This is a genomic window from Dechloromonas denitrificans, from assembly GCF_020510685.1.
Taxonomy (GTDB): domain Bacteria; phylum Pseudomonadota; class Gammaproteobacteria; order Burkholderiales; family Rhodocyclaceae; genus Azonexus; species Azonexus denitrificans_A.
Map to the genome: position 1 here is coordinate 4,275,799 of NZ_CP075185.1, position 26,649 is coordinate 4,302,447.

Below are 26,649 nucleotides of genomic sequence, written 5' to 3' on the forward strand. Positions count from 1 at the left end.
TCTGATTGGGGGGAAGCATGAACGCCGTTGCAAGCCTGGACCGATCGATCCTTAGCCGTCGTCGCTTCGTTCGATCGCTAGCGATCGGCACCCTGCTGATCAATCTGTTCGTGGTCGTCATGGTTGCGCTGGTCATCGAGCAACGGCGCGAACGCGAAGAGATCCAGGCGATAACCCTGACCGAAAACTACGCCAAGGTTCTCGATGAAGCGCTGGTCGGCTTCATCGGCAAGATCGACATCACCCTGCTCTCGGTCAGAGATGAGGTGACCCGTCAGATGGCCAACGGCGGGATCGACGACAATGCGCTGGCCGCCTTCCTCGCCCAGCAGGATGCCCATATTCCCGAGGCGCTCGGCCTGCGCGTGGTGGACGCCGACGGGATCATCCGGCACGGCGCGAAAGGCATCCGGGTGGCCAATGCGAGCATCGCCGACCGCCCCCAATTCATCCGTCTGCGCGACGATCCGGCAGCCGGCCTGGTCTTCTCCCAACCGCTGATGGGGCGAGCCGCCCAGCAGCAGCTGATCACCCTGGGGCGGCGCATCGACAACCCGGACGGCTCTTTCGCCGGCGATGTCCACGTCGCCGTGACGATCGATCAGTTCATCAACTTGTTCGCCAAGATCGACCTGGGGCCCAAGGGAAATATCGGCCTGTGGGACCACACCAATCTGATCGCCCGCTACGCCAGGGACGATGCCCGCGGTGCTTCGGCAGGAGCGACGACGCCCTCCGCCGAGTTGCATGCCCTGCTCGAGTCGCCGCCGCAAACGGCCACTTATCACACCCGCTCGGGCGTCGACGGCATTTCCCGCGCCTACCATTTCCGCCGGATAAATTCCTATCCGCTTTACCTGGTGGTCGGCCTGGCCGACGAGGATTACCTCGCCGAATCGCGCAAGGACGCGCGGAACATTATCGCGCTGGCCGCCATCTTCTTCGTTACCTCGTTGTTCGCGGCGCTCTTGCTCTACCGCGGCTGGCAACGGCGCGAGGCGGATCATGCCGCCCTGCTCAGCCAGGAAGCCGAATATTCCGCCCAACTCGAACAGACCAAGCGGCTCGCAGAGGAGGCCCAGCGGCAGAGCGAGTTGATTCTCGCCTCGGCCGGCGAAGGCATCTGCGGCGTCGATCTGGCGGGCAAGGTCGTCTTCGTGAACCCGGCGGCTCGCAAGATGCTGGGCTGGGCTGCCGACGAAGGTGTCGGGCTGGATCTGCACGCCGCAACCCACCATCACAGGGCCGACGGCAGCCCCTACGCACATGCCGATTGTGACGTTTCCAGAACCCTGCTCGACGGAGCCCGCCGGCAAGTCAACGACGACCTGTACTGGCGCAAGGATGGCAGTTGCTTCCCCGTCGAATTCACGGTCGCCGCCGTCGAACTCGACGGCCGGGTCAGCGGTGCCGTCAATGTGTTCCGCGACATCAGCGAGCGCAAGCGCAGCGAAGCCGAACTACAACAGCACCGCCGCCATCTCGAGGAACTGGTCCAGCAACGGACCAGCGCGCTGATGGAAACCGAGGCGCGGGCCAGCCACATTCTCGACTCCAGCGCCGACGGGCTGTACGGCAGCGACCGCAACGGCATCATCACCTTCATCAACCCGGCAGCTTGCGCCATGCTCGGCTACCGGGCCGAGCAGGTCATCGGCCGGCCGGTCCATCCGCTGTTCCACCACAGCCGGGCCGATGGCTCGCCCTATCCGGCAGCGGAATGCCCCGGCCTGCGGGCGCTCAAACTGGGTCAGCAGGTGCGCGTCGACAACGAGGTGTACTGGCATGCCGATGGCCACGCCGTACCGGTGATGTACGCTACCCACCCGATGCTGCGCAACGGTGAAATCATCGGCGCGGTAACCAGTTTCGTCGATGTCAGCGAGCAGCGGGCGGCGGCCCAGGCCCGCGAACGGGCGTTGCTTGCCGCCGAGAGCCTGGCCAGGATAAGGCGCGAGTTCCTGGCCAACATGAGTCACGAGATCCGTACCCCGCTCAATGGCGTGCTCGGCTTCGCCGATATCGGCTATCGCCACTACGACAACAGCGACAAGGCACGCGATGCCTTTGCCAAGATCCGCACCTCCGGCAAGCGCCTGCTCGGCGTGATCAACGACATCCTCGACTTCTCGAAGCTCGATGCGGGCAAGCTGAACATCGAACAAATCGACCTGGTACCGGCCGAGATCGTCAGCCATGCGCTCGACCTGGTGCGCGACCAGGCCCAGGCCAAACAGCTCGAGCTGCGGGTCCGGCTGGCCGCCGACCTTCCCGGACTGTGCATCGGCGATCCGTTGCGCATCGGCCAGGTCCTACTCAACGTGCTCTCCAACGCGGTCAAGTTCACCCCCGCCGGAAGTGTCACGCTATCGCTCTCCCGCCAGGACGAACAACTGGTGTTCCGGGTCACCGACACCGGCATCGGCATGAGCGGGGAACAGCTGGCCATGCTGTTCAATCCTTTTCAACAGGCCGATGCGTCATCGACCCGCCGTTATGGCGGTACCGGTCTCGGCCTGGCGATCAGCAAACAGATACTCGATTTGATGGGTGGCGACATTCAGGTGATCAGCGAGCCCGGCATCGGCACCACGGTAGAATTTCGCCTGCCCTACATCCCCTCCGGGCGGCTCGCCGTGCCCCCGGCCGACCAGCCGGATGCTGCACCCGGCTCACTGGCCGGCCTTTCGATTCTGGTCGTCGACGACGACAGTGCCAACCAGGCGATACTCGAAGAAAACCTGACGCTGGATGGCGCCCGGGTAACGCTGGCCGGCGATGGCCTGGCGGCGGTTGAACGGGTCCGCCAGGATGGACCTGCGGCCTACGATATCGTCCTGATGGACATCCAGATGCCGGGCATCGATGGCTATGAAGCGGCGCGCCAGATCCTCGCGCTCGCCCCCGGTTTGCCGATCATTGCCCAGACGGCGCATGCCTTCGCGGAAGAGCGGGAAAAATGCCGGGCGGCCGGCATGGTCGGCCATATCGCCAAACCGATCGATCAACAGGAGCTGCGCCAAGTGCTGCAGCGCCACCGGCCGGCGCAAAACCCGCCGCCGGTTTGAAGCGGGGCGGCGGGCCGAGCCAGCCTATTGGCTGCGCACGTCGCCGTCGACGTAGAACCAACGCCCGGCCTCACGGATGAAATTGCTGATTTCGTGCAGCCGGTGGCCGCGCCCGGCGACCCGGTAGCGGGCAACGAACTCGACGGTGGCGTGGCTGGCGTCCAGCATCTGCCGCCCTTTGATCTCCAGGCCCAGCCACTTGGTAGCGCTTTCCTCGGCCAGGCCCAGCGCGGCGGGCCGGGTCGAGGCATGCCAGGTGGCCAGCAGATAAGGCTCCAGGCCGAGCACGTAGGCACTGTAGCGCGAGCGCATCAGCGCCTCGGCGCTCGGCGCATCGATGGTTCCGGCGTGCAGTCCACCGCAGCAGCCGGCGTAGGGCTTGCCGCTGCCGCAGGGACAGGCGCTCACGGCGTTTCGACGACTTCGCCGCCGAGCGCCTCGACCAATTGCGGCAGGAAGCGGACGAATTCGCCGGTCATCAGCGCGAAATCGGCATCGAATTGCTCGTCGGCCCGTTCGGCGCTCTTTTCCGCCTCTTCCTTGAGCAGGTCGAGGAAGGCCAGGCGTTTGACTTCCAGCTTTTCCGACAGGACGAAGGAAATCCGGTTATCCCAGGTCAGCGCCAGGCGCGTCGGCAATTTGCCGCTGGCCAGGTGGGCCTTGATCTCGCCGCTGATCTCGTCGCCGTCGAGCGCGTGGCGAACATAGCGGACCGCCGCCTTTTCCTCGCCGGCCGCCTTCAGTTCGCAATCGCGGTCGATGGTAAAGCCGGCCGGTGCATCGCCGCCGGCCAGCCAGTCGGCCATCGCCGTCTGCGGCGAAATCTGGGTATGCAACATGGTCAGCGGGAATTCGTCGAGGCAGTGCCGCAGGTGCTCGATGACTTCCTCGGCCTTGCCCGGGCTGCCGGCATCGACGCAGAACCAGCCGTTTTGCGGATCGATCCAGACGAAGGTCTTGCGCCGGCGGGTAAAGGCGCGCGGCATCAGTTCTTCGGTGACCCGCTCGCGCAGTTCCTTCAACTGCTTGCGGCCGGGCGCGTAGCCCTGCTGGGCTTCGATCGCCTCGGCCCGCTCCTTGACTTCCTCATTGACCACCGACGACGGCAGCAGGCGCTGCTCGACGGCCAACGCCACCAGCCACTGCTGGTTTGACGAGTAGACCAGCGCGCCATCCTGGCGCGGCGAAACCCAGCCGCGACTCATCGGTTGATTGCTCGGGCATTTGACGAACGGGGCGCGCGCCAGTTGTTCCTCGAACTTGGCAAGATCGATGTTCCACGGCGTCGGCAGACGGTAAAGCTGAAGATTTTTGAACCACATGGCGAAATACTCTGAATGGGAATGCGCCGCAAAATACGGCAGTGAAAAACAGAAACCTCCACCATCGGCAAACAGTCGCTGGCAGAGGTTCGCTACCGGCCCCGAAAAGGAGCGCGGAAAAATTTATTTCTTGGTGCCGGCTCCGCCGGTCTGGCCAACCATGAATTCGACCGCCGCACGCACTTCGGCGTCGCTCAGATTGTCCAAGCCACCGCGCGCCGGCATGCCCTTGTGGCCGCCGATCGCCGACTTGACGAGCGGCGCGACGCCGTTGGCCAGACGCGGTTTCCAGGCCGCCATATCACCCAGTTTCGGGGCGCCGTTCTTGCCGCTGGCGTGGCAGTCCTGGCAGCGCTCCTCGACCACCAGCTGGCCGGAACGGGTTTTCGGCGAACTGTAGGCCTTGTTCGTATCGGCCGCCTGGCCGCCGCTCACCATGTAGCCGACGGCACGGCTCATTTCGATATCGGTCAGCGCGGCCTGGCCGCCGTGCGCCGGCATGTTGCGGACACCGGCAATGGCGTTGCTCGTCAGCTTGTCCAGACCCTTGGCGGCGCGCTGCGCCCAGGCGGCCTGATCGCCGATCTTCGGCGCGCCGTCCTTGCCGGTCGCGTGACAGGCCACGCAGACCGAATCGACCACTTCCTTGCCGCTCCGTTCAGCGGCTTGCGCCACGGTCGAGGCGAGCAGCAGCGTGGCGAACGGCACAAAAAACATTTGTTTGAACTTCATGATTACCCCTGTTTTATTGATCGATATCAAGCGGCATTTTACGCAAACCGCCTCGGCCGCTTGCTTACTTTTTGCGGAAAATCACGTCCCAGACCCCATGTCCGAGACGCAGGCCGCGATTCTCGAACTTGGTCAGCGGTCGATACTCGGGGCGCGGCGCAAAGCCGTCGGCCGAATTGGCCAGCGTCGGTTCGGCCGCGAGCACTTCCAGCATCTGGTGGGCGTACTCTTCCCAGTCGGTGGCGCAGTGGAAATAGCCACCCGGCTTGAGGCGCGAGGCGAGCAGCGCGACGAAGGGCGGCTGGATCAGCCGGCGCTTGTTGTGGCGGGCCTTGTGCCAGGGGTCCGGAAAAAAGACATGGACGCCGTCGAGCGAGCCTTCCGGCAGCATGTCGCGGACCACTTCGACCGCGTCATGCTGGCAGATGCGCAGGTTGCTCAGCTGGCGCTCGGCAATCTGCTTGCACAGCGCGCCGACGCCCGGCACGTGCACTTCGACGCCGAGATAGTCGTTGTCGCGATTGGCATCGGCGATCTTGGCCGTGGTTTCGCCCATGCCGGTGCCGATTTCGAGGATTTTCGGGTTGTTCCGGCCGTAAACCACGGCCAGGTCGATCGGCTGCGGCGCATAGACCAGGCCGATTTTCGGCATCATCTCGGCGTAGTAATTTTCCTGCGCCGCCGACATCCGGCCGGCCCGCCGGACGAAACTCTTGATGTGGCCGTAGCCTTCGCGGCCTTCGGTATAGGTCCCGTCGCCTTCGGCGACGCTCGGTTGAATCAGGGGGGTATCGCTCATGAGCCGATCAGTCCGGAAGTCGGCGACGAAGGGTCGGCCGAGTAGTATTTGCGCGCCATACGGCCCGCCAGGAAAGCCTCGCGGCCTGCTTCGACGCCTTTTTTCATGGCGCTGGCCATGAGTACCGGGTTCTTGGCGTGGGCGATGGCGGTATTCATCAACACGCCGTCGCAGCCGAGTTCCATCGCGATCGCCGCATCGGAGGCGGTGCCGACGCCGGCATCGACGATGATCGGCACCTTGGCGTTGTCGATGATCAGGCGCAGGTTCCACGGATTGACGATGCCCATGCCGGAGCCGATCAGCGAAGCGAGCGGCATCACCGCGACGCAGCCGATTTCCTCGAGCATCTTGGCCTGGATCGGATCGTCGGCGCAGTAAACCATCACCTGGAAACCGTCCTTGACCAGCGTTGCCGCGGCTTTCAGGGTTTCCGGCATGTTCGGGAAGAGGTTGGTCGGGTCGCCGAGAACCTCGAGCTTGCACAGCGGATGCCCGTCGAGCAGTTCGCGCGCCAGGCGCAGCGTGCGTACCGCGTCGTCGGCCGTATAGCAGCCGGCGGTATTCGGCAGGATGGTGAACTGCGCCGGCGGCACGGCGTCGAGCAGGTTGGGCTGCCCGGCCTCCTGGCCGATATTGACGCGGCGGACGGCGACGGTGACGATCTCGGCACCGGAAGCATCGAGCGCCGCCCGCGTTTCGGTGAAATCCTTGTACTTGCCGGTACCAACCAGCAAACGGGAACGGTACGCCTTGCCGGCGATGGTCAGTTGATGCATTCGTTAGGATCCAGTGGTTAGGAGTTAGCGGTTAGTAAGAGCGCAGGAGGGAGAAGCGAAGGAGGACCACGCGATCCTCGATCCTGAATCCTCGATCCTAGCCGCCCCCCACGGCGACGACGATTTCGAGTTGGTCGCCGGTGACCAGGGCGGTCGAGCCGTGCTGGCTCTTCGGGACGATTTCGCCGTTACGTTCGACGGCAATCCGCTGGCCGGCGTAACCGAGCTGACCGATCAGGCCGGCAACGGTAAGGGCTTCTGGGAACTGGCGGACTTCGCCATTGATCTTGAGTTCGAGCATCCGCTTATTCTACCAAGCGCGACCATCTGCCGAACCAGGGAAATATCGCCGCTCGCCGATTCCGCGCCGGGTCGCTGGCCAACCTGACTACGAGCGGATCTCCGGTATTGCCCGGGGACCGGGCGAAAGCTAAGATGCCTGATACCGTACAACCAGCGAGGCACGCATTGGATAGCCAGAAAACCCGTGGCCAAGGTCTCGCTTTACGCTTCGACCCGGCAAGCCGGACGCTGATCGCCAGCATCGCCCCTGAAGCCGATGCGGAACCGATCGACGAACCCTGGCTCCGCGAGCAACTGGCCGAACAGGGGTATGGCGCCCTGCACTACCTGCCGGAGGCCGCCACCGCCTTGCTCGGCAAATACAATTCCGGCGAAACAGCCGAACTGAAGCTGGCCGAAGCGCTCGATGCCACGCTGCGGGTCGCCATCACGGCCAACGGCCTCGAAGCCCGCGTCGACATCGGCGCAGCGCAAGGCGGCAACGCCGTGACGCGCGCCGCCGTCGTTGCCGCACTGGCCGCCGAAGGCGTGACCTCGGGCCTGCTCGACACCGCCATCGCTGCCGTGGTCGCCGCCGGCAGCGCCAGTGGCGAGGTCGTCGCACGTGGCACGCCGGCCGAAGATGGCGCCCATGGCCGACTGGAAGCACTGATTCCGCAAGCCCGCGACCGGCAGCCGCATGAAGACCTGAACGGCCATATTGACTATCACGATCTCGGCGACATTCAGGTGGTCCATCCCGGCGACGCGCTGATGCGCCGCCACCCGCCGACGCCCGGCGTCGACGGCCGGACCTTGCTCGGCCAGACGATCCCGGCCAAGCCGGGCAAGGTCGTCAAGTTCGCCAGCAAGTTGCCGGGCACCGATTTCGCCGTCGGCGACGACGACCTGCTGCTCGCCGCGATTACCGGTCAGCCGGTCGTCGTCAAGAACGGCATGGCCGTCGAGCCGATCTACAAGATCAAGCAGGTCGGCTCGGCCAGCGGCAACATCAATTTCGACGGCAATGTGGTGATCAGTGGCGACGTCGATGCCGGGATGACGGTCTGCGCCAGCGGCGACATCGAAATCGGCGGTGTCGTCGACCTGGCCACGCTGGAAGCCGGCGGCAACATCGTCGTCAAGGGTGGCGTCATCGGCTCGCTGGTCCATGCCGGCAGCGGCACCCACCACGTCCGCTGCGGCGGCAGCTTCAATGCCACCTATGCCCAACAGGCGGTGATTGAAGCCGGCGACAGCATTTTCATCGACGACATGGCCTTGCAGTGCGAACTGTCGGCGCTCAACCACATCACCGTCGGCCACAAGCAGCGCGGCCACATCATCGGCGGTTCGGCCAAGGCGATGCTGTCGATCACCGCCAAGGTCATCGGCTCGCCGAACCAGGGCCACACCCGCCTCGAAATCGGCGCCAATCCGCAGATGCGCGCCCAGCAACAGGCCCTGCTGCATAAACGCGACGAGCGCAACACCCAACTCGGCGAACTCGGCAAACTGCTGACCTTTGCCGGAAAGAATCCCGGCAAGCTGGCCCCCGAGGTGGTCAACAAGGCCCGGGCGACGGCCATGGCCCTGGCCCTGGAAATCGGCGAACTGAACGAAGCGTGCACCGCCATGGAGCAGAAGATCGAACTGTCGCAGCACGCCCGCGTGATCGCCGAACAGGCGCTGCACGAGGGCAGCGACATCCATCTCGGCCGCTACCACTACCGCACGACCCACGAGCACGGACCATGCACCGTCGGGCTCAACGAGGAAGGCGTGTTTGGTCCGCTGTAAGCCGGGGCACTGCGCCGCGCCTAGTTGGCCGGGCCGCCGAGATCCAGGCCGCGCGGCTTGCGCGGCGCCTTGACGAACAGCCGGTCGTAAAGCCAGTTGGGCAGGGCGCGCAGCACTTTGGCGACGATACCCATCTGCCACGGAATCACCGTATAGCTCGTGCCGCGCGCGATGGCTGCGGCAAAGCGCTCGGCCGCCTGTTGCGGCGGCATTAAGAACGGCATTTTGTAGGGATTGAGCGCGGTCATCGGCGTTTCGATGTAGCCGGGCGCGATGGTCACGACCTGGATGCCGTAGGGCCGCATTTCCAGACGCAGGCTTTCCAGGTAGGCGATGGCCGCCGCTTTCGAGGCCGAATAGGCCTCCGCCCCCGGCAGGCCGCGGATGCCGGCGACCGACGCGATGCCCACCAGGCGCGGTGCACCGCCCGCCGCTTTGAGGGCCGGGATGAACGGGGCAAAGGTCGCCGCCAGGCCGAACACATTGATGTCCATCACGCGCCGGAAGACTTCCAGATCGGCCTCGTACTCGGTCAGCGTCCCGGCCGACACCCCGGCGCTGGCAATGATGATGTCCGGCGCGCCGAACCGCCCGACAAAGTCGGTCGCCGCCGCGTGCACGGCCGGCGCATCGCTGACATCCAGCGCGTAGCAGGCGTGTTGCCCGCCGAGCCGTTGATTCAACTGGTCGAGCCGGTCGCCCCGGCGCGCTGCCAGACCGAGCGTCGCGCCCTGTGCCGCGTAGTAAACGGCAAGCGCCTCGCCGATACCCGACGAGGCGCCTGTGATGAAAACCTTCAGAGCCAATTACTTCTTGCCGGACTTCTCGCTGCGCGCCTTGGCAACCAGCTTGTCGGCAATGGCCAGCTGGTCGGCGAAATCCTTGCCGCCGACCATGAACTTGCCGTCGATGGCCAGGGCCGGGACGCCCTGGATCTTGAAGGCCTGGGCCTGCTGATCGGCGCGCTTGACCTTGCTCATCACGCCGAAGGAGCTGAATGTCTCGGTAAACTTCTTGGCATCGACGCCGCGCTTGCTCACCCACTCGACCAGCGTGCGCTCTTCGAACAGATTGACCCGGTCCTGATGGATCGCCTTGAAAACATCGGCTTCGAGGCGGGCCAGATCACCGGTGATTTCCAGCGTGAAATAGAGCTTGGCGATATTGGCCCAGGCGCCGCGACCAAAGGTCACCGGCACTTTCTTGAACACCACGTCGCCCGGCAGCTTGGCCGCCCAGGCCGTGACCAGCGGGTTGAAGTCGCTGCAATGCGGGCAGCCGTAGCTGAAGAATTCGAGGACTTCGATCTTGGCCGCATCGTCGGTCGGCTGGACCGGCGAAATCAGCGTGTAATCCTTGCCGACGCTCTGGGCTACAGCCGGCATGGCGACGGTCAATGAGGCGCCAAGGGCAAGAATGGCGGAGATAAAACTGCGGCGGGGAAACTTCATGCGTTACTCCTATTTTGATAGCTGGGCATCGATGCCGGATTTGGCAAGCTCGGCACGCACTTTGTTCAATTCATCGATCTTCATGTAAGGACCAACCCGAACCCGGTAGAGCGTCTTGTCCTGAATCATCACCTGCTGGACAACCGCCTCCACTCCCATAAACGCAAGCTTGGCCTTTTGGTTGTCAGCGTCCTGCGCCGTACTGAAAGAACCGGCCTGGAGGAAGAGCGGCGTCTTGCTTTCCTTGCTCTCCTCTTTCTTTTCTTCCTTCTTTTCTTCCTTCTTCGGCGCTTCCTGCTTGGCCTCCGGCTTAGCGTCCGGCTTGACCTCCGCCTTGCCGGCCTTCTCCGGTACGCCATCGGTCTTGCCGGGGAGAATGTCGTAGAACTGGAAGCGTTTTTCCGGAATCGGGTCGCCCGGCTTGCCGGGCAGCGCCATCGGCTGCGCCGGCTGGGCGGTGCCCGCCTGCGGCGCCCGGCCGTTGGCCGGCAGTTGCACCTGCTTGTTGAAGGGCAACGGCGAATTGTTCAGGTACCAGACCACGCCGGCTGCAATACCGACCCCGAGAACCAGGCCGATGAACATCCCGATCAGCGTGCCGCCGCCGGATTTTTTCTTGGCTGGCTGGCTCTTGCGGGGTTTCATGTCACGACTCATCGTCATTCTTTCCTTACATCGATTCCGGGCAGCTGACGCCCAGAATGGCCAGGCCGTTACGAATTACCTGACGGACCGAGGCGGCCAGGGCGACACGGGCGTCACGCAAGGCCGCATCATCGACCAGCATGCGCTCGGCGTTGTACCAGCCATGGAAGTCGCCGGCCAGATCCTTCAGGTAGAAGGCGATCAGGTGCGGCGCCAGTTCGCGGGCGGCGTTGTCGATGACTTCACGGAACTCGGCCAGCTTGTTGGCGAGAGCCAGTTCGCGCGGATTGTCGAGACGGGTCAGATCGCTTTCGGCCAGCGTCGCGAAATCGCCGCTCCACTGATTGATCACCGAGCAGATCCGGGCATGCGCGTACTGGATGTAATAGACCGGGTTTTCGTTGGTCTGGCTCTTCGCCAGATCGAGGTCGAAATCGAGGTGCTGGTCCGACTTGCGCAAGGCGTAGAAGAAACGGCAGGCGTCGTTGCCGACTTCGCCGCGCAGTTCGCGCAGCGTGACGAAGTCGCCAGAACGGGTGGACATCGAAGCCTTCTGGCCGTTGCGGTAGAGCACGGCAAACTGGACCAGCGCGACCTGCAGCTTGGCCGGATTCAGGTCGAGCGCCTTGATCGCGCCGTTGACCCGGGCAATGTAGCCATGATGGTCGGCGCCCCAGATATTGATGACCTTGTCGAAACCGCGCTCGAACTTGTTCAGGTGATAGGCGATGTCGGAGGCGAAATAGGTATACAGGCCGTTTTCGCGCTGCACGACGCGGTCCTTTTCGTCGCCGAAAGCCGTCGACTTGAACCAGCGGGCGCCGTTCTGCACGTACAGATGGCCGTTCTTTTCGAGCAGATCGACGCAGCGGGCGACCAGGCCGGTGTCGAACAGCGCCTGTTCGGAGAACCAGACGTCGAAATGCACGCCGAATTCTTCCAGATCATCGCGGCAGTCGGCCAGTTGTTCGGACAGCGCGTGCTGGTGAACATAGGTCCAATCGGCGCCGAGCAGGGTCTTGGCATTGGCGATCAGCGCATCGAGATGCTGGTCGCGCTGGCGCTTGGCTTCGTCGTCGGCCCGCTCGGCCTCGGGCAGGCCGGGCGTCCCGGCGAGCACCTCGGCGGCTTGGCGGACGAATTTGGCGCCATGCGCCGCCGTCATCTGCTTGGCCATCTCGCGTACATAGTCACCCTGATAGGCATTGGGCAGGAAGGGCACGGCAACAGCATGCTGCTCGAGATAACGCAGCCAGGTCGACAGGCCGAGAATATCCATCTGGCGGCCGGCGTCATTGACGTAATACTCGCGCGTCACATCCCAGCCGGCAAAGGTCAGTAGGTTCGACAGCGAGGCACCGTAGGCGGCACCGCGGCCGTGGCCGACGTGCAACGGCCCGGTCGGGTTGGCCGAAACGAATTCGACCTGGACCTTCTGCCAGCCGCCCTGCGTGGACCGGCCATAGCTCTCGCCTTCGGCCAGCACGGCACGCACGACATTGATCTTGGCCCGCGCATCGAGCGTGAAGTTGATGAAGCCGGCCCCAGCGACTTCGGCCTTGCTGACCAGAATGGATGGCGGCAACTCGGCGACCAGCTGCTTGGCGATGTCGCGCGGATTCTTCTTCAGCGCCTTGGCCAGTTGCATTGCCAGGTTGGTGGCGAAATCACCGTGCGTCGGATCGCGCGGGCGTTCGAGTTGAATCGGGGTATCGGTTGCCGTGGGTGCAACACTGGCCAGCGCCTGTTGCAAAAGGGTGGTCAGCTGGGATTTAACGTCGTGGGCCATTGATTTGAGGCGAAAAATTCGAAGAGCGCGATTATACGCTGCCGAAGCTTACATAATTGGCGGGGCGAGAATTGCCGACCAGGCTGCCAGCTTGTCGGCATAACTCAGCGCGGCGTGCGCCGGGCTGGTCGACGGCAGGCGCAACAGCCGGCGTGGCGGAGCCTTTAGGCCAGGCAGCACGAGACGGCGAAAGCTCGCTTCGGCGGCTCCGCCATTGAAGAAGACACGGTCGATGCCGGGGTGCGCCGCGAAAAATGCCGGGAAATCATTCGGGCGCACCGTCGCGCCGACAATATCGGCATCCAGACTGCTTTCCCGCTCGCAGGCGGCAATCACGTCCCATAGCGCGACGCCGGCCGCCGTCAATTTTTCCAGGCGGGCCGGGTAAGGCAGCTCCGGCCCGGCACCGAGCAGGTCGCCCATGATCCGCCAGAAGGCATTGCGTTGATGGGCGTAATACTGGTCAGCCTGCAGCGATGCCTTGCCGGGCATGCTGCCGAGAATCAGCAGGCGGGCGTCGCCCCCCGCCACCGGCGCAAAACACCGGATCAGCGCCATCGGCCGGGAACGGGCTCAGCCGCCGACAACGCGGTTCTTGCCGGCCCGCTTGGCCGCATACATCGCCTGGTCGGCCCGCCGGATGGCGTCGCTGCCGGTTTCGTCCGGACTCAGTTGGGCGACGCCGGCGCTGAAGGTGATCAGGACCTTTTCCTTGCCGGACAGGAAGAAGGCCTTGGTCAGCTCACGCTGCAAGCGGGTCATCGCCTCGATACCCTGTTCGAGCACGGTGTCCGGCATCAGGATGACGAACTCTTCGCCGCCATAGCGGGCCAGCGTATCGCTCGGGCGCATGCATTGACGGGCGACTCTGGTCAGGTGCACCAGCGCATGGTCGCCCACGTCATGCCCGAGGCGGTCGTTCAGCCGCTTGAAGTTGTCGATGTCGAGCAGGCAGATCGATAGCGCCGTTCCCTTGCGCCACATCCCGGCAATTTCACGCGCCAGCGCCTCATCCAGCCCCTTGCGGTTGAGCGCATCGGTCAGCGGGTCGTGACGAGCCAGCGCGCTGGCGTTGTCCAGTTCGAGGTGCAGCTGGACCAGTTCGGCTTCGGTCGCCAGCACCCGCTCCTGCAGGCTCTGCAACTGCAGCCGGGAGTCCGACGTCCCCTCGGCCATTGACCGGGTCGCCGTAATGACATCGTTGAGCAAGGGCGCCAGATCCTCGATCCGCTTGACGTTCTCGATGGCCCTGGCACTTGCTTCGATCTTGCCCTGGAAAACCGTGCTCGACTCGTTGATCGCGGCCAGCCGCTCGATGAAGGCGGCCAGCATCTGGCGCATTTCCTCCTGTGCCTCGAGCGAGCGGTGCTTGGCCTCGCTCTGCTTGACCATCACATCGCGCAGACGCCGCCCCATATCGTCGAGATGGCGCAAGGTCAGCGGCGGCTGGACGACGGCCAGCAAGCCATCGACCTGTCCCTTGAGCCAGCTGTCGTCGAGGCTGAGCTCGCCGACATTTTCGATGATCAGGCGCAGCAGGTTGAGCAGGGAGTCCTTGATCTCGACCTGCTCTTCGGCGGCAAACAGCGCCTGCTGACCGAGGCTGGCCAGCCGGCTCTGAATCTCGACAAGATCGACCGGCGCCTGGCGCAGCGCCTGCAGTAAAGCGGCGGCCAGCTCGCCAACCCGGTCATTGTCGGCGCCCAGCGCGGGCAGAACATTTTCGACGAAGCTCGCCAGCTTGGCCAACAACTCCAGCGGCAACACCTGCAGCGCCACCGGTTCGGCATCGTCTTTGCCCCCCCCGGCATTGCCGGCCCCGACGAAAGCAAGCACGGCTTCCTGCACCCCCAGCCAACTGCGCCGCCCGATCGCTTCATCGAGGCGGATCAACTGCTGGACCTGGGTATCGTTCCGGGCCGCCAGCAGCCCGGCGATCTGGCGCAGCGGCACATCCGGAAAGGGTGCGACATTGGGCAGATCGGCGATCTGGTTGTAGGACGCCTGGTAGTTGGCCGGTGTTGGCGGCAGATGGCTGGCCGCCAAGCGTTTCAGGGCTTCCCGCGCGATTACCGATGGGTTTTTGGGTTGATTCATCAAAAAAATCGTAGGAGTAAGCAGCAACACCTGAACTCGCCGGCTTCAGCAAAAACAGGGACAGGCCCGAGGACCTCTGCTGAAAGTTTATCCTAATGCCCGGACTGTTTCGCACCGCGTGGAAAAACAATATGGCAGCCGGTCGCCCGATCCGTCCGCCTGCCCGACGGCGAGTCCTGGCAGGCGCAAAACACGGGGCCGCGACCGGCGTCAGCGTGTTAACATGCTCGTTTAACGTATCAGCCGGCCCGTCCGGCATGCCCTGCCTACATGCGTATTTTCCGTCTGCTCAAGATCGCCTCCGTCGCCAGCCGCTTCGGCCTCGACGAAATGGTGCTCGAACATGAGCCATCGGGTCGCCTGGTTCGCCTGGCCAATGCCCTGCAGTTCTGGCGCGACCTGTCGACGCCGCGCGCCGAGCGCCTGCGCCTGGCCCTGGAAGCGCTGGGGCCGATTTTCGTCAAGTTCGGCCAGGTCCTGTCGACCCGGCGCGACCTGATGCCGACCGACATCGCCGACGAACTGGCCCGCCTGCAGGATCGCGTGCCGCCTTTCGATTCGGCGCTCGCCCTGGCCGAAATCGAGAAAGCCTACGGCCGCCCGGCCAGCGAAGTCTTTGCCGAATTCGACCCGGTGCCGGTCGCCTCGGCCTCCATCGCCCAGGTGCACTTCGCCCGCCTGAAGACGGAAGACGGCGGCCACGAAGTGGCGGTCAAGATCCTCCGCCCGAACATGCTGTCGGTGATCGAGCACGATCTCGCGCTGATGGACAACTTCGCGATGTTGCTCGAGAAAATCTGGGCGGATGGCAAGCGCCTGAAGCCGCGCGAGGTGGTCGCCGAATTCGCCAAGTATCTGCGCGACGAGCTGGACCTGATGCGCGAAGCGGCCAATGCCTCGCAACTGCGCCGCAACTTCAGCGATTCGACGCTGCTGGTCGTGCCGGAAGTCCATTGGGACTGGTGCACTTCCACCGTCATGGTGATGGAACGCATGGTCGGCACGCCGATCTCGCAGATCGACAAGTTGCGGGCCGACGGCATCGATCTGTCGAAGCTATCCGCCGCCGGGGTCGAAATCTTCTTCACCCAGGTTTTCCGCGACGGCTTTTTCCATGCCGACATGCATCCCGGCAACATTTTCGTACACGCCGACGGCCGCTACATCGCCCTCGATTTCGGCATCGTCGGCACGCTGACCGACAGCGACAAGAACTACCTGGCGCAGAACTTCCTCGCCTTCTTCCGCCGCGATTACAAGCGCGTCGCCGAAGCCCACATCGAATCCGGCTGGGCGCCGAAGGAGACCCGCGTCGATGAATTCGAAGCCGCCATCCGCGCCGTCTGCGAGCCGATCTTCGACCGCCCGCTGAAGGACATTTCCTTCGGCAAAATCCTGCTTCGGCTGTTCCAGACCTCGCGCCGCTTCAACGTCGAGATCCAGCCACAACTGGTCATGCTGCAAAAAACCCTGCTCAATATCGAAGGCCTCGGCCGCCAGCTCGACCCCGAACTCGACCTGTGGAAAACCGCCAAGCCCTTCCTCGAACGCTGGATGAGCGAACAGGTCGGCTGGCGCGGCCTGCTCCGTACCTTCAAGCAGGAAGCCCCCTACCTGGCGCGCACCCTGCCGCAACTGCCGCGCCTGGTACACCAGTCGCTGGCCCAAGGCCCGAAGGCCGATTTACAACCGCAGATCGACCGCCTGATCGCTGCCCAGCAGCAACAAAACCGCTGGCTGGCGATCATTGCCGTACTGCTCGCGCTGCTCGTCAGCGCGCTTTTTGCCTGATCGCCGATGGCCACCGTCACTTTTACCAGCCTCACCGAAGAAAACGTCGCCGAATGGTTCGCCACCCGGGAACTCACCAAAGCCCGGCCGTACGTCGATCAGGTCACCGACCTTGAAATCAAGGACAGCCAGATCAGTGCGGTCATTCCCGGCACCGCCCGCACCCCGTACGTCGCCCAGGCCTACCTGAGCCAGACGCAGAGCGGCGAAATGGCGGTGATCAGCCGTTGCTCCTGCACCCAGGGCCGCCACTGCAAGCACGTCGCGGCGATGCTGCTGAAGGCCGTCGCCGAAGGCAAGCCGAAGGAAGGTGCCAGCCCGAGCGCCAGCACCAGCGCGCTGTCCTGGGCCGACGATCTGCGCCGCGTCTCGATCGCCGTCGCCAAGAAAAAAGCCCGGCCGGTCGGCGCCCGGCAGCAGTTGTTCTACATTCTCAAATGGACCGCCGACCACCTCCGTTTCGGCGTCGAGATCCGCAAGGGCAAATACCCGGAAAGCGCCGAGGAATGGTGGAAAGTCGATCGCGCGCTGATCACTCCGCCGCAGTTCGTCACCGAAGAAGATCTCGGCATCCTCCGCCTGATTTGGGCCGAACGCGGCCATGAAACCGGGCTGCGCGCTTTTGGCCTGGGTCCGAAACACGGCGCCGAAATCCTGCAACGGATGGTGGCCAGCCATCGCCTCTATCCCGAGGACGATCTCGGCCTGCCGCTCAATGCCGGCGCCACCCGCCCGGCGAGCATCGGCTGGCAGGTCGACGGCATGGGCTTCCAGCGGCCCTACCTGATTCCCGAGCCGACGGCCGGCATGATCATCGCTGTCGATCCCCCCTGGTATCTCGACCTGAACGACGGCGAAACCGGGCCCCTCGACGTCGCCGGCAATCCGGCCGTCATCTCGCGCCTGTTCTCGCTGCCGCCGCTCTCGGCCAGCGAGGCGGCGCTGGTCGCCGACGCCCTGAGCGAGCAGGCGCCCGAGCTGCTGCTCCCGGCCGAGGACGTCAAGGCCCGCCTGCGGCTGGTCGATGCCCCGCTGCAAAGCATCCTCCAGATCGAAACCCTGCATACCCACGGCCAGCGCACCTGGCGCGGTTATCCGCAGAACTTCAGCGGCGGCCTGTTCGACGTCGCCCGGGTGATTTTCCGCTACGCCGATGCCGACATCCGGCCGGAAGAAAAAAGCGAGTTCATCACCCTGCCGGAAGGCGAGACCATTCGCCTGAAGCGCCGCCCGGAAGCCGAGAGCAAGGCCCTGGCTGCGCTCGTCGCGAGCGGCATGCAGAAGATCCCGAGCCACACGCTGCATACTTTCGGCAGCCCGCCGGAAGGCATTTACGGCCTGGCCGACGAGGGGCGCTGGCCGCCCTTCATGCAGGAAGGCATCGGGCAGTTGAAGGAAGCCGGCTGGCAGGTCGAGTTTCCCGACGATTTCCGCCACCACGTCATCGAGGTCGATGGCTGGGAAGCCGAGCTGTACGAAGCGGAAAACGGCTGGTTCAACCTCGACATGGGGATCATCGTCGAGGGCGAACGGATGCCGCTCGCCCCGTTGCTCGCCGGCCTGTTCCGCCGCGACCCGCGCTGGCTGGAAGCGGCCGAACTGGAACGCATCCCGGACGATGAAGGCATCGAACTGCATACCGCCCAGGGCAAGCGCCTGCGCGTCCCGGCCGGCCGCGTCAAGCCGCTGGCGGCAACGCTGATCGATCTGTTCGACGGCTTCACCGGCGGCGAAACGCTGCGCCTGTCGCGTTTCGACGCGCCCCGCCTAGCCGAACTGACCGACGTCAGCCGCTGGGAGTTCCGCGGCCAGAGCGACGTCTTTGCCATGGCCGAGCGCCTGAAAGCGGCGCAGGCGATCGGCGACATCGCGCCGCCGGCCGGTCTTTGCCTGGAACTGCGGCCGTATCAGAAAGAAGGCCTGGCCTGGTTGCAGTTTTTGCGCGAACAGAAACTGTCCGGCATCCTGGCCGACGACATGGGCCTCGGCAAGACGGCCCAGACGCTGGCCCACCTGCTGCTGGAAAAAGAAGGCGGCCGCCTCGACAAGCCGGCGCTGATCGTGCTGCCGACCTCGCTGATCTTCAACTGGAAAAGCGAGGCGGCGCGCTTCGCGCCCTCGCTGCGCGTCCTCTCGCTGCACGGCCCGGAACGCAAGAACCGCTTTGGCGAGATCGACCAGCACGACGTCGTGCTGACGACCTACCCGCTGCTCTGGCGCGATGCCGAAGAACTGATGCAGCACAGCTACCACCTGCTCATCCTCGACGAGGCGCAGACGGTCAAGAACGCCCAGAGCCGGAGCGCCGAAGCGGTGCGCAAGATCGACACCCGGCACCGCCTGTGCCTGACCGGCACGCCGCTGGAAAACCACCTCGGGGAATTGTGGAGCCAGTTCGACTTCCTGCTCCCCGGCTTTCTCGGCGCCAGCAAGCAGTTCACCAAGCATTGGCGGACGCCGATCGAGAAGCAGGGCGACACCCGCCGCCGCGATTTGCTGGCCCGCCGCATCCGCCCCTTCATCCTGCGCCGCAAAAAGGAAGACGTGGCGCAGGAACTGCCGCCGAAGACCATCATCATCCGCAGTGTCGAACTCGAAGGCTCGCAACGCGATCTGTACGAAACCGTGCGCGCCGCGATGGACGCCAAGGTCCGCGATGAAATCGCCAGCAAGGGCTTCGCGCGCAGCCAGATCGTCATTCTCGACGCCCTGCTCAAGCTCCGCCAGGTCTGCTGCGACCCGCGCCTGGTCAAGGCCAACGCCGCCAAGAAGGTCAAGGAACGGGCCAAGCTCGACCTGCTGATGGGCATGCTGCCGGAACTGGTCGAAGAAGGCCGGCGCATCCTGGTCTTCTCGCAATTCACCAGCATGCTGGCGCTGATCGAGCACGAACTGGATAAGCTCAACCTCGGTTATGTGACGCTAACCGGCGACACCGTGCACCGCGAAACGCCGATCCGCCGCTTCCAGGAAGAGGACGTACCGATCTTCCTGATCAGCCTGAAAGCCGGCGGCGTCGGCCTCAACCTGACCGCCGCCGATACCGTGATTCATTACGACCCGTGGTGGAATCCGGCCGTCGAGAATCAGGCGACCGACCGCGCCCACCGCCTCGGCCAGGACAAGCCGGTGTTCGTGTACAAGCTGATCGTCGGCGGCAGCATCGAGGAAAAGATTCTCGCGCTGCAGGAACGCAAGGCCGAACTGGCGGCCGGCATTCTCTCCGAAGATCACCGCGTCGACGTCAAGTTCGGCACCGACGATCTGGCCGCGCTGTTCGAGCCGCTCCCCGGCTAGCCGGACGACGACCAATCGCGGCATTCGACAAACCTGATACGGGAGTGAAAATGCGCCGCCTGATCGTGCTGTTCGCGCTGGTCCTGAGCACCGGCGCGGCCCTCGCCGAAGCGTGGATGGTCCGGCAGAAAGTCGCCGGCAGCTTCGCCGATACCCGCGACGCGGTCGTCATGGCCATCGAAAACCGTGGCCTGGTGATCAATTACACCGCGCACATCGGCGAGATGCTGCAGCGCACCGGGGCCGACATCGGGGCCAGCCGCCAGATCTACGACAATGCCGAAATCATCGAATTCTGCTCGGCCAGCCTGTCGCGAAAAATGATGGAAGCCGACCCGCACAACATCGTGCTCTGCCCCTTCGCCATCTCGATCTACACGCTGCCCGGCGAGAAAAACACGACCTGGGTGGCCTACCGCAAGCCGCTGGGCGCCGCCGCCAAACTGGTCGAACCGCTGCTCAACGAAATCGCCGCCGAGGCGGCGCGCTAGACGGTCGGTCAAGTCGCGCTACTGCGCAGCCGGGACAGCGGCCTGGTCACCCTCCGGGCGGACCGCATCGCCCCGTTTGCCATAGCTGCCGTAATCGACCGTGCCCTGATATGGCGACGCCTCACGGGGCGCGTAGGCATCGCGCGGGGCGTACTTGTCGCGGCCATCGTACTGACTCAAGCCCCGGTTCGGATCGTTCGCCTTGTCCAGTTCCTCGATCTGTTTCTGCAAAATCCAGCTCGCGGCATTCCAAAGGATTTTGTCTACCTGCGCATGGGCAACGGAGCATGAGAACACAGCCAGTCCCAGACAAATGGATGTAGTCAGTAGTCTTTTGGACATCGTTATCACCTCCCTAGCTGCTTGAATCATCATAGTGCACAACGCGCGCAAATCCATTACCCAGGGCGTGCTCAGGCAATCAGCGGTGACGCCTCCAGGCGTTGCAACAGGCCATTCAGCGCGTGGCGCACCGACTGCTCACGGACGGCCGCGCGATCGCCGGCGAAATGCCGGGTATGCGCCTCGCAGGCGCCTTCTTTTGCCGCCCAGGCAAAGCACACCGTGCCGACCGGTTTTTCCGGCGAGCCGCCGCTTGGCCCGGCGATGCCGGTGATCGCCACCGCCCAGTCGGCCCGGCTGTGGGCCAGCGCCCCCTGCGCCATCGCCCGGGCCGTCGCTTCGGAGACGGCACCGTGGCGTTCCAGCGTCGTTTCCGGAACGCCGAGCATCTCAACCTTGGCAGCATTCGAGTAGGTCACGAAGCCGCGCTCGAACCAGCCCGAGCTGCCGGCGATGGCCGTCACCGACTGGGCCAGCCAGCCGCCGGTACAGGATTCGGCAGCGGACAACCATTCGCCGCGGGCCAACAGCGCGGCGCCCAGGTCACGGGCCAGATTGTCGAGTTCGTTCATGCGGCAAATATTACCCCCGGCCGGCTTGGAAAGCGCCATATCGAGACAAACCGGGAGCGGCTATCGTATTTACCGCTCCCGCCCCGCCTCATGCCAACCAAAGGAGTCAGAGACATTTCCCTTTCTCTCCCACTCGTATTTTTCCATTTCAGTCCTCCTCAAAACCCAAAATCCTGTTGCGCTGATATCGGCAGCGCACTCTTTTCGTCCACCACCCCATTCGGCCGACCGCGCTTGCCGTTGTTGTGCCGGATACCCAGGCGGCTACAGATCGTTTCAGCAAAACGTTCGCTGCCTACTGGCATGCCAAGTTGCAAGGCTTGGCGAATATCGTCGAGCGCTTCGGCATCGAGTTCCGGGCGAAAGAGTGCCCGATAGGCCGCTTCCCGTTCTCCGCCATTCTTGCCGAGCGAGCGGTAAAGTTCATGCTGTGTAAGCCGGACATCAGGCTGCCCCAGGCCGTTGGCTCGATAGCTTGACCAAGGATATTGGCCGGGATCAAACACCATTCCAGCCCGTACCGGATTGAGTTCGATGTAACGCTGGCAAGCCAGCAGATAGCTTTCAGCTTGCACCACGCTGGATTTGTAACGCCCTTCCCACAAACTGCCCGTGCGCCGGTAGAACCGGTTGGCGTACTGCACGTAGCGTCGCCCGAGCGACTGCATCAGCCGTGATGGCGCACCGCTTTCTGCTGGCGTGAGCAGCAGATGAACGTGATTGGTCATCAGCGCATAGGCGTGAATGGCACAGCCACAAGCGCGAGCCGACTCTTCCAGCCAATGGAGATAACAGTAGTAATCTTCATCAGTGAAAAAGCACGGCTCGCGGTTGATGCCGCGCTGGACGATATGTAGCGGGTAATCGGCGAGAAGAACGCGGGGGCGGCGCGGCATGGTTAGTGGCTTAGTTCAGAAAACGAAATGCCTCTGACCCCTTTTGGCCGCTTTGCTTGGTCAGCAGCCTGCAAGAGCTGTACCGAGCCGAAGCCGGTAGCCAGACCGAGTCCGCCGCTATGTCTCCTGCAATGTCCTTGTCGTAGGTGCCGGCGTAGGAGATAACGAGTTCAGTGCCTCTGGTGAAACACGTGGCTTCAAAGCCAATTCTACTCCCGGTCCTTTTGTCGATTGCCTCGTTTCAACCGCTCGAAATAGGAACAGGAAATCGGTTTAGCGGCGTACGTGTCAGGATATACGAAGCCCCGGCCATCAGTGCGTAATCAATTACTTCCTGCTGAGATGCCACCCTCATTTCCCTTCAAAAGTTTGTTGCACGGACAATTTTGCTCGGTAACCTTTTCCCGGTTGCAGTACAGAAGACAGGCTTCCAACGAGCCCTGCATCTTGAATAACCCCAGGCCAGACCACCCATCACCTGTACGAACCATTTCCGCACACCACCCAGGATCAAAACTCATCGGCTCCCTCATAATGGTCTTGTATTCGCTTTGAGTAAGGCTACTGTTGATTTTATTTATCCCCTCAACCGTGACGTAGCCGAATTGTTTGGATAGCTCATCAATCTCTCGTTGACGGCTATCGTTGACGATTAAGTTGACACTCCGGAATTCGCTCGGCAATTCCGCTATGCCAATTCGCTGCCAGGAACGCCCTTCGTGTTTGAATATCACGTATGGAGGGTTCGGTCTCCCCCATTTGTTGTACGAGAGACACAGGTTCGGTTCGACAACAAGATAGGGGGTGTCGCCCAGTATGTGCAGCGCTAGTGCATTGAAATTGGTGCGACCGAGATCGTCTCCGTATTCGCTTTTCCAACTCAGCGACCGTCCGGATTGCGGCATGTCGAAACTGATCGTGTGCTCCTTTACCGTTCCTCCCTGTCCAGGTTCGACCCGTCCGCCGTAGGTCTGTGAGCGTTTGACGATGATTTTTTTCCCATCGTGGAGCAGGACTTCTTCTTTCCAACTATCGCCACCGAAACCGAATAGACCTGCCTGTACGTTCATGCTTATCCCCAAGGTCAATATCAAGCCGATGGCACCAATGGCATTCCACAACCAATATTTATATTTCATGTAGCACTCCTTGCTTGAATAAAGCACAACAGTCAAAGGATTTCCCATTTTCGCTCAATCGCATTTCCCATTTCTGTCCTCCTCAAAATCCAAAATCCTGCTGCTCTGTCATTGTTTGCCTCGCGGTAACAATCGAGGTATCGATATTTATTTTGAGGTCTCCGGAATGGTTCGAGGGTCAGTTCAGAAAGCGAAATGTCTCTGCCCCCTTTGGGCCGCTGCCTTTGCAAGGCGCGGGCGGCTTCGTGGAAGGTAGCGAGACTATGTGGTGGCGGGAAGTCCTGCTCGATCAGCTTGGAGTCGAAGGGAATGCGATAGAGACTGCACAGGCTGCCGAGCAGCCACAGCGTGGCCTCGGATTGAATCGCCCCCCAGGTGCTGACATATCGCTATTTTCGACCATTTATGGAGCGCGGATGGTGGCAAAGGCCTAACGACAAGTAAATATTCCGAAGGGCATAACTGCTGCCTTGCCAAAAACAAGTTGCACACGCAACTGACCACGCACGCCGGCACCGGCGCCGGCGCCACTGCCGAACCGGTTAAACTCTGGACTTTCCGCTCCGCCAAAACCGCCATGACTTTCGCTTCGCTCGGCCTCGCCGCCCCCCTGCTTCAGGCCCTCGAAACCCTCGGTTACCAGACGCCGACGCCCATCCAGAAACAGGCGATCCCGGCCGTGCTGGCCGGTCGCGACCTGATGGCCGCCGCCCAGACCGGTACCGGCAAGACCGCGGGTTTCGCGTTGCCGGTGCTGCAACGGCTGGCTGGCGCGGCCACGCCGGTCGGCAGCAATGCCGTCCGGGCCCTGGTCCTGACGCCGACGCGCGAGCTGGCCGAACAAGTCCATGCCAGTTTTCAGCAGTACGGCCAGCATCTGCCGCTGCGCACCTACGCGGCCTACGGCGGGGTCAGCATCAACCCGCAGATGATGAAGCTGCGCAAGGGCATCGACGTGCTGGTCGCGACGCCCGGCCGGCTGCTCGACCTGTACCGGCAGAACGCCGTCAAGTTCGGCGAACTGCAGACGTTGATCCTCGACGAAGCCGACCGTATGCTCGACCTCGGCTTTTCGCGCGAACTCGACGCGGTGTTCGCGGCGCTGCCCAAACAGCGGCAGACCCTGCTCTTCTCCGCTACCTTCTCCGACGAAATCCGCAGCATGGCCAAGGCCCGGCTGCGCGATCCGCTGAGCATCGAGGTCAGCCCGCGCAACACGGCGGCGAGCAGCGTCAAGCAATGGGTCATCCCGGTCGACAAGAAGCTCAAGCCGGAACTCTTCCTGCATCTGCTGAAAGATCGCCGCTGGGGCCAGGTGCTGGTCTTCGTCAAGACGCGCAAAGGTGCCGAGTTGCTGGTCAGCACGCTGCAGGCGAAGAAAATCCCGGCCGACGCGATCCACGGCGACAAGCCGCAACCGGCCCGGCTGCGGGCGCTCGAAGCGTTCAAGGCCGGCGAAGTGCAGATTCTCGTCGCCACCGACGTCGCCGCCCGCGGGCTGGACATCAATGATCTGCCGCAGGTGGTCAATTTCGACCTGCCGATCGTCGCCGAAGACTACATTCACCGGATCGGCCGCACCGGCCGGGCCGGCGCCACCGGCGAGGCGATCTCGCTGGTCTGCGCCGACGAAGCGCCGCTGCTCGCCGCCATCGAAACGCTGACCAAGAAGACGCTGGAGCGCGAGGAAGAGCCCGGTTTCGAGCCGGATCATCGCGTGCCGATGACCAATGGCGCCGGTCAACTAGTCAAGAAACCGAAAAAGCCGAAGGTCGCCGGCGGGCGCAAGCCGAAGAATCGGCCCGGCAACTGGGTCGGCTTCGATGCCCCGGCCGCCGGGCCGGCGCGGCGCACCGCCAAGCCAGTTGCCAAAGCGGCGGGCAAGCCGCGCCCTCGCTGAAACGGGGCAGCGGGGGGAAGCAACGCAAATCCGTGGCACTACGCCATATCGTTTCGTTATCGAACTGAACAACCGGAGAACTGCCTGATGAAAACCACCCTTGCCCTGCTGACCTCCGCCCTGCTCGCCTGTGCCGCCCAGGCCGGGACGACCATCGAACTCGCCGCCGGCGCCAGCCTGCCGGCCGCCAACGACATGATCAGCGCGACGGTCTACGCCGAAGCCAGCGGCAGCAACCCGGCCGAACTGGCACGCCGGGTCAATCAGGATATTGCCGAGGCGCTCAAGCTGATCAAGAGCAAGCCGGGCGTCGCGGCCAAGAGCGGCCAGCAGCACACCTACCCGGTCTATGGCCAGAACCAGAAAATCGAAAACTGGCGGATGCGCTCGGAAATCGTGCTCGAATCGAAAGACCAGGCCAGCGTCTCGGATCTGCTTGGCAAATTGCAGCAGATGCGCCTGGCGGTCGGCAACCTGGTCCAGCAACCTTCACCGGCGACCCGGCTGGCGACCGAGGACGAGACGACGCGGGCGGCGATTCGTGCCTTCCAGAGTCGCGCCAAGCTGGTCGCCGAGGTGTTCGGCAAAGCCTACAAGGTCAAGCAGCTCAACATCCAGCAGAGTGGCGCCAACCCGCCGATGCCGATGTTCCGCGCCAGCCGGGCGATGATGAAGGCAGAGGCCGAACCGCTGCCGATCGAAGCCGGCGAAAGCCTGGTCACGACGACGATCAACGGCCAGATCGAACTGGCCGACTAGCCTGGGTTAGCCGCCGAGCTCGGCCTTCAGGCCGAGCAGCATGGCGCGCAACTCGGCGAGCTCGGTTTCCAGCGTGTCGACCCGCGCCTTCAGTTCATCGATCTCCTGACTGGCCGTGCCGGCCCGTGCTCCGGCGGCCGGCGCCTCGCTGCTCGGCTCGCCGCTCAGCAGATGCGCCCAGCGGTTTTCCCGTGAGCCGGGCAAGCGCGGCAGTTCGACCACCAGGCCGCCAGCGGCCCGATTGGCGAGTTCCTCGAGAAAGGACTCGACCGACGAAATGTCGACAAACTTGTGCAGCCGGTCGCAGTTCAGGCGCAGCTCGCCGGCCGTCTGCGGACCGCGCAGCATCAGGACCGCCAGCAAGGCGGAGGACTGGGTCGGCAGGCGCAGCGTCCGCTCCATGTGATGGGCAAAGCGGACCACCCGGCCGCCGGTGACTTCGCCGACCAGACCCGCCTCTTTCAGCGTTTCGATGGCGGCCAGCAGTTCCGGCTCGGTCGCTTCGAGCACCGGGTGGCGGCTGGTTTTCTGGTTGCAGCCGGCAGCCAGCGCATTGAGCGACAGCGGGTAGGTATCGGGTACGGTGCGCTGTTTTTCGACCAGGGTGCCGAGCACGCGGGTTTCGAGCAGCGAAAGGAGGGGAAGGGAATCAGCCATGCGGCGGTCTTTCTGAACAGGAAATGATCGAACGGAAACGG

Annotated in this window: 25 protein-coding genes; 8 read left to right on the top strand and 17 right to left on the bottom strand. The window is 63.6% G+C overall.

Annotation, left to right across the window (positions count from 1 at the left end; genetic code table 11):
* Window positions 1-17: 17 nt before the first annotated feature.
* Window positions 18-3,068, top strand: a complete 3,051-nt coding sequence (locus KI611_RS20295; protein WP_226417457.1) for a PAS domain S-box protein — start codon at window positions 18-20, stop codon at window positions 3,066-3,068.
* A 24-nt stretch (window positions 3,069-3,092) separates the two neighbouring features.
* Here the strand turns inward: KI611_RS20295 and KI611_RS20300 are convergent, their stop codons facing one another.
* From KI611_RS20300 to thiS, 6 genes are all read right to left on the bottom strand, one after another.
* Window positions 3,093-3,476 (bottom strand): YchJ family protein, encoded by a 384-nt coding sequence (locus KI611_RS20300; protein ID WP_226417458.1) that lies wholly within the window; start codon window positions 3,474-3,476, stop codon window positions 3,093-3,095.
* Window positions 3,473-4,390 (bottom strand): recombination-associated protein RdgC, encoded by a 918-nt coding sequence (locus KI611_RS20305; RefSeq protein WP_226417459.1) that lies wholly within the window; start codon window positions 4,388-4,390, stop codon window positions 3,473-3,475. Before KI611_RS20305 ends, KI611_RS20300 begins: the two co-directional genes overlap by 4 nt.
* 123 nt (window positions 4,391-4,513) lie before the next feature.
* Complete coding sequence (locus KI611_RS20310) at window positions 4,514-5,122, bottom strand: c-type cytochrome (protein ID WP_226417460.1); 609 nt, start codon at window positions 5,120-5,122, stop codon at window positions 4,514-4,516.
* Window positions 5,123-5,186: 64 nt separating this feature from the next.
* Window positions 5,187-5,921, bottom strand: coding sequence for a tRNA (guanosine(46)-N7)-methyltransferase TrmB (gene trmB, locus KI611_RS20315; RefSeq protein ID WP_226417461.1), 735 nt, complete (start codon window positions 5,919-5,921; stop codon window positions 5,187-5,189).
* Window positions 5,918-6,700, bottom strand: a complete 783-nt coding sequence (locus KI611_RS20320; protein ID WP_226417462.1) for a thiazole synthase — start codon at window positions 6,698-6,700, stop codon at window positions 5,918-5,920. Before KI611_RS20320 ends, trmB begins: the two co-directional genes overlap by 4 nt.
* Window positions 6,701-6,797: 97 nt before the next feature.
* Complete coding sequence (thiS, locus tag KI611_RS20325; RefSeq protein ID WP_226417463.1) at window positions 6,798-7,001, bottom strand: sulfur carrier protein ThiS; 204 nt, start codon at window positions 6,999-7,001, stop codon at window positions 6,798-6,800.
* A gap of 167 nt (window positions 7,002-7,168) precedes the next feature.
* On the opposite strand from thiS, the gene KI611_RS20330 reads away from it, so the two are divergent.
* A complete protein-coding gene (locus KI611_RS20330) occupies window positions 7,169-8,782 on the top strand; it encodes a DUF342 domain-containing protein (protein ID WP_226417464.1) in 1,614 nt (537 codons plus the stop codon).
* Window positions 8,783-8,802: 20 nt separating this feature from the next.
* On the opposite strand, the gene KI611_RS20335 is transcribed toward KI611_RS20330, so the two are convergent.
* From KI611_RS20335 to KI611_RS20360, 6 genes are read right to left on the bottom strand one after another with little or no spacing between them, the layout of a single operon-like run.
* The gene (locus KI611_RS20335) at window positions 8,803-9,588 is read right to left on the bottom strand and encodes an SDR family oxidoreductase (RefSeq protein WP_226417465.1); all 786 of its coding nucleotides are present in this window, start codon (window positions 9,586-9,588) and stop codon (window positions 8,803-8,805) included.
* On the bottom strand, window positions 9,589-10,233 hold the full coding sequence (locus KI611_RS20340) for a thiol:disulfide interchange protein DsbA/DsbL (RefSeq protein WP_226417466.1): 645 nt from the start codon (window positions 10,231-10,233) through the stop codon (window positions 9,589-9,591). It lies immediately after the preceding gene.
* Between the two features lie 9 nt (window positions 10,234-10,242).
* Window positions 10,243-10,878, bottom strand: coding sequence for an SPOR domain-containing protein (locus KI611_RS20345; RefSeq protein WP_226417467.1), 636 nt, complete (start codon window positions 10,876-10,878; stop codon window positions 10,243-10,245).
* 25 nt (window positions 10,879-10,903) lie between these two features.
* Complete coding sequence (gene argS / locus KI611_RS20350; protein ID WP_226417468.1) at window positions 10,904-12,667, bottom strand: arginine--tRNA ligase; 1,764 nt, start codon at window positions 12,665-12,667, stop codon at window positions 10,904-10,906.
* 48 nt (window positions 12,668-12,715) lie between these two features.
* Window positions 12,716-13,225, bottom strand: coding sequence for a DNA-deoxyinosine glycosylase (locus KI611_RS20355; RefSeq protein ID WP_226417469.1), 510 nt, complete (start codon window positions 13,223-13,225; stop codon window positions 12,716-12,718).
* 15 nt (window positions 13,226-13,240) lie between these two features.
* Entirely contained in the window at window positions 13,241-14,764 is a 1,524-nt protein-coding gene (locus tag KI611_RS20360) for a sensor domain-containing diguanylate cyclase (protein WP_226417470.1), read from the bottom strand.
* Window positions 14,765-15,034: 270 nt separating this feature from the next.
* Here KI611_RS20360 and ubiB point away from each other — a divergent pair, with 270 nt between their 5' ends.
* From ubiB to KI611_RS20375, 3 genes are read left to right on the top strand one after another with little or no spacing between them, the layout of a single operon-like run.
* On the top strand, window positions 15,035-16,555 hold the full coding sequence (gene ubiB, locus KI611_RS20365) for a ubiquinone biosynthesis regulatory protein kinase UbiB (protein WP_226417471.1): 1,521 nt from the start codon (window positions 15,035-15,037) through the stop codon (window positions 16,553-16,555).
* A 6-nt stretch (window positions 16,556-16,561) separates the two neighbouring features.
* Window positions 16,562-19,852 (top strand): DEAD/DEAH box helicase, encoded by a 3,291-nt coding sequence (locus tag KI611_RS20370; RefSeq protein ID WP_226417472.1) that lies wholly within the window; start codon window positions 16,562-16,564, stop codon window positions 19,850-19,852.
* A gap of 50 nt (window positions 19,853-19,902) precedes the next feature.
* Window positions 19,903-20,343: a DUF302 domain-containing protein gene (locus KI611_RS20375; RefSeq protein WP_226417473.1), complete on the top strand. Its 441-nt coding sequence runs from the start codon at window positions 19,903-19,905 to the stop codon at window positions 20,341-20,343.
* Between the two features lie 18 nt (window positions 20,344-20,361).
* Here KI611_RS20375 and KI611_RS20380 read toward each other — a convergent pair whose 3' ends face one another.
* The 4 genes from KI611_RS20380 to KI611_RS20395 form a co-directional block, all read right to left on the bottom strand.
* Complete coding sequence (locus KI611_RS20380; RefSeq protein WP_226417474.1) at window positions 20,362-20,685, bottom strand: hypothetical protein; 324 nt, start codon at window positions 20,683-20,685, stop codon at window positions 20,362-20,364.
* 71 nt (window positions 20,686-20,756) lie between these two features.
* Entirely contained in the window at window positions 20,757-21,257 is a 501-nt protein-coding gene (gene pncC, locus KI611_RS20385; protein WP_226417475.1) for a nicotinamide-nucleotide amidase, read from the bottom strand.
* A gap of 158 nt (window positions 21,258-21,415) precedes the next feature.
* Window positions 21,416-22,153, bottom strand: a complete 738-nt coding sequence (locus KI611_RS20390; RefSeq protein ID WP_226417476.1) for a transposase — start codon at window positions 22,151-22,153, stop codon at window positions 21,416-21,418.
* A gap of 323 nt (window positions 22,154-22,476) precedes the next feature.
* A complete protein-coding gene (locus KI611_RS20395; RefSeq protein ID WP_226417477.1) occupies window positions 22,477-23,292 on the bottom strand; it encodes a hypothetical protein in 816 nt (271 codons plus the stop codon).
* Window positions 23,293-23,306: 14 nt separating this feature from the next.
* On the opposite strand from KI611_RS20395, the gene KI611_RS20400 reads away from it, so the two are divergent.
* The 3 genes from KI611_RS20400 (at window position 23,307) to KI611_RS20410 (ending at window position 25,951) form a co-directional block, all read left to right on the top strand.
* Entirely contained in the window at window positions 23,307-23,726 is a 420-nt protein-coding gene (locus KI611_RS20400; RefSeq protein WP_226417478.1) for a hypothetical protein, read from the top strand.
* A 50-nt stretch (window positions 23,727-23,776) separates the two neighbouring features.
* Window positions 23,777-25,192 carry a DEAD/DEAH box helicase gene (locus KI611_RS20405; protein WP_226417479.1) on the top strand — a complete coding sequence of 472 codons (1,416 nt, stop codon included), beginning with the start codon at window positions 23,777-23,779 and terminating at the stop codon, window positions 25,190-25,192.
* Between the two features lie 87 nt (window positions 25,193-25,279).
* Complete coding sequence (locus tag KI611_RS20410) at window positions 25,280-25,951, top strand: SIMPL domain-containing protein (protein WP_226417480.1); 672 nt, start codon at window positions 25,280-25,282, stop codon at window positions 25,949-25,951.
* A gap of 6 nt (window positions 25,952-25,957) precedes the next feature.
* Here KI611_RS20410 and KI611_RS20415 read toward each other — a convergent pair whose 3' ends face one another.
* Window positions 25,958-26,608, bottom strand: a complete 651-nt coding sequence (locus KI611_RS20415; protein WP_226417481.1) for a YceH family protein — start codon at window positions 26,606-26,608, stop codon at window positions 25,958-25,960.
* Window positions 26,609-26,649: the final 41 nt, after the last annotated feature.

Bases quoted from the DNA above. Each gene is read 5' to 3' on its own strand.
- KI611_RS20295 (WP_226417457.1), top strand. From the start codon at position 18: ATGAACGCCGTTGCAAGCCTGGACCGATCGATCCTTAGCCGTCGTCGC.
- KI611_RS20305 (WP_226417459.1), bottom strand. From the start codon at position 4,390: ATGTGGTTCAAAAATCTTCAGCTTTACCGTCTGCCGACGCCGTGGAAC.
- KI611_RS20310 (WP_226417460.1), bottom strand. From the start codon at position 5,122: ATGAAGTTCAAACAAATGTTTTTTGTGCCGTTCGCCACGCTGCTGCTC.
- trmB (WP_226417461.1), bottom strand. From the start codon at position 5,921: ATGAGCGATACCCCCCTGATTCAACCGAGCGTCGCCGAAGGCGACGGG.
- KI611_RS20320 (WP_226417462.1), bottom strand. From the start codon at position 6,700: ATGCATCAACTGACCATCGCCGGCAAGGCGTACCGTTCCCGTTTGCTG.
- thiS (WP_226417463.1), bottom strand. From the start codon at position 7,001: ATGCTCGAACTCAAGATCAATGGCGAAGTCCGCCAGTTCCCAGAAGCC.
- KI611_RS20340 (WP_226417466.1), bottom strand. From the start codon at position 10,233: ATGAAGTTTCCCCGCCGCAGTTTTATCTCCGCCATTCTTGCCCTTGGC.
- KI611_RS20345 (WP_226417467.1), bottom strand. From the start codon at position 10,878: ATGAAACCCCGCAAGAGCCAGCCAGCCAAGAAAAAATCCGGCGGCGGC.
- argS (WP_226417468.1), bottom strand. From the start codon at position 12,667: ATGGCCCACGACGTTAAATCCCAGCTGACCACCCTTTTGCAACAGGCG.
- KI611_RS20355 (WP_226417469.1), bottom strand. From the start codon at position 13,225: ATGGCGCTGATCCGGTGTTTTGCGCCGGTGGCGGGGGGCGACGCCCGC.
- KI611_RS20360 (WP_226417470.1), bottom strand. From the start codon at position 14,764: ATGAATCAACCCAAAAACCCATCGGTAATCGCGCGGGAAGCCCTGAAA.
- ubiB (WP_226417471.1), top strand. From the start codon at position 15,035: ATGCGTATTTTCCGTCTGCTCAAGATCGCCTCCGTCGCCAGCCGCTTC.
- KI611_RS20370 (WP_226417472.1), top strand. From the start codon at position 16,562: ATGGCCACCGTCACTTTTACCAGCCTCACCGAAGAAAACGTCGCCGAA.
- KI611_RS20375 (WP_226417473.1), top strand. From the start codon at position 19,903: ATGCGCCGCCTGATCGTGCTGTTCGCGCTGGTCCTGAGCACCGGCGCG.
- KI611_RS20380 (WP_226417474.1), bottom strand. From the start codon at position 20,685: ATGTCCAAAAGACTACTGACTACATCCATTTGTCTGGGACTGGCTGTG.
- pncC (WP_226417475.1), bottom strand. From the start codon at position 21,257: ATGAACGAACTCGACAATCTGGCCCGTGACCTGGGCGCCGCGCTGTTG.
- KI611_RS20390 (WP_226417476.1), bottom strand. From the start codon at position 22,153: ATGCCGCGCCGCCCCCGCGTTCTTCTCGCCGATTACCCGCTACATATC.
- KI611_RS20395 (WP_226417477.1), bottom strand. From the start codon at position 23,292: ATGAAATATAAATATTGGTTGTGGAATGCCATTGGTGCCATCGGCTTG.
- KI611_RS20410 (WP_226417480.1), top strand. From the start codon at position 25,280: ATGAAAACCACCCTTGCCCTGCTGACCTCCGCCCTGCTCGCCTGTGCC.
- KI611_RS20415 (WP_226417481.1), bottom strand. From the start codon at position 26,608: ATGGCTGATTCCCTTCCCCTCCTTTCGCTGCTCGAAACCCGCGTGCTC.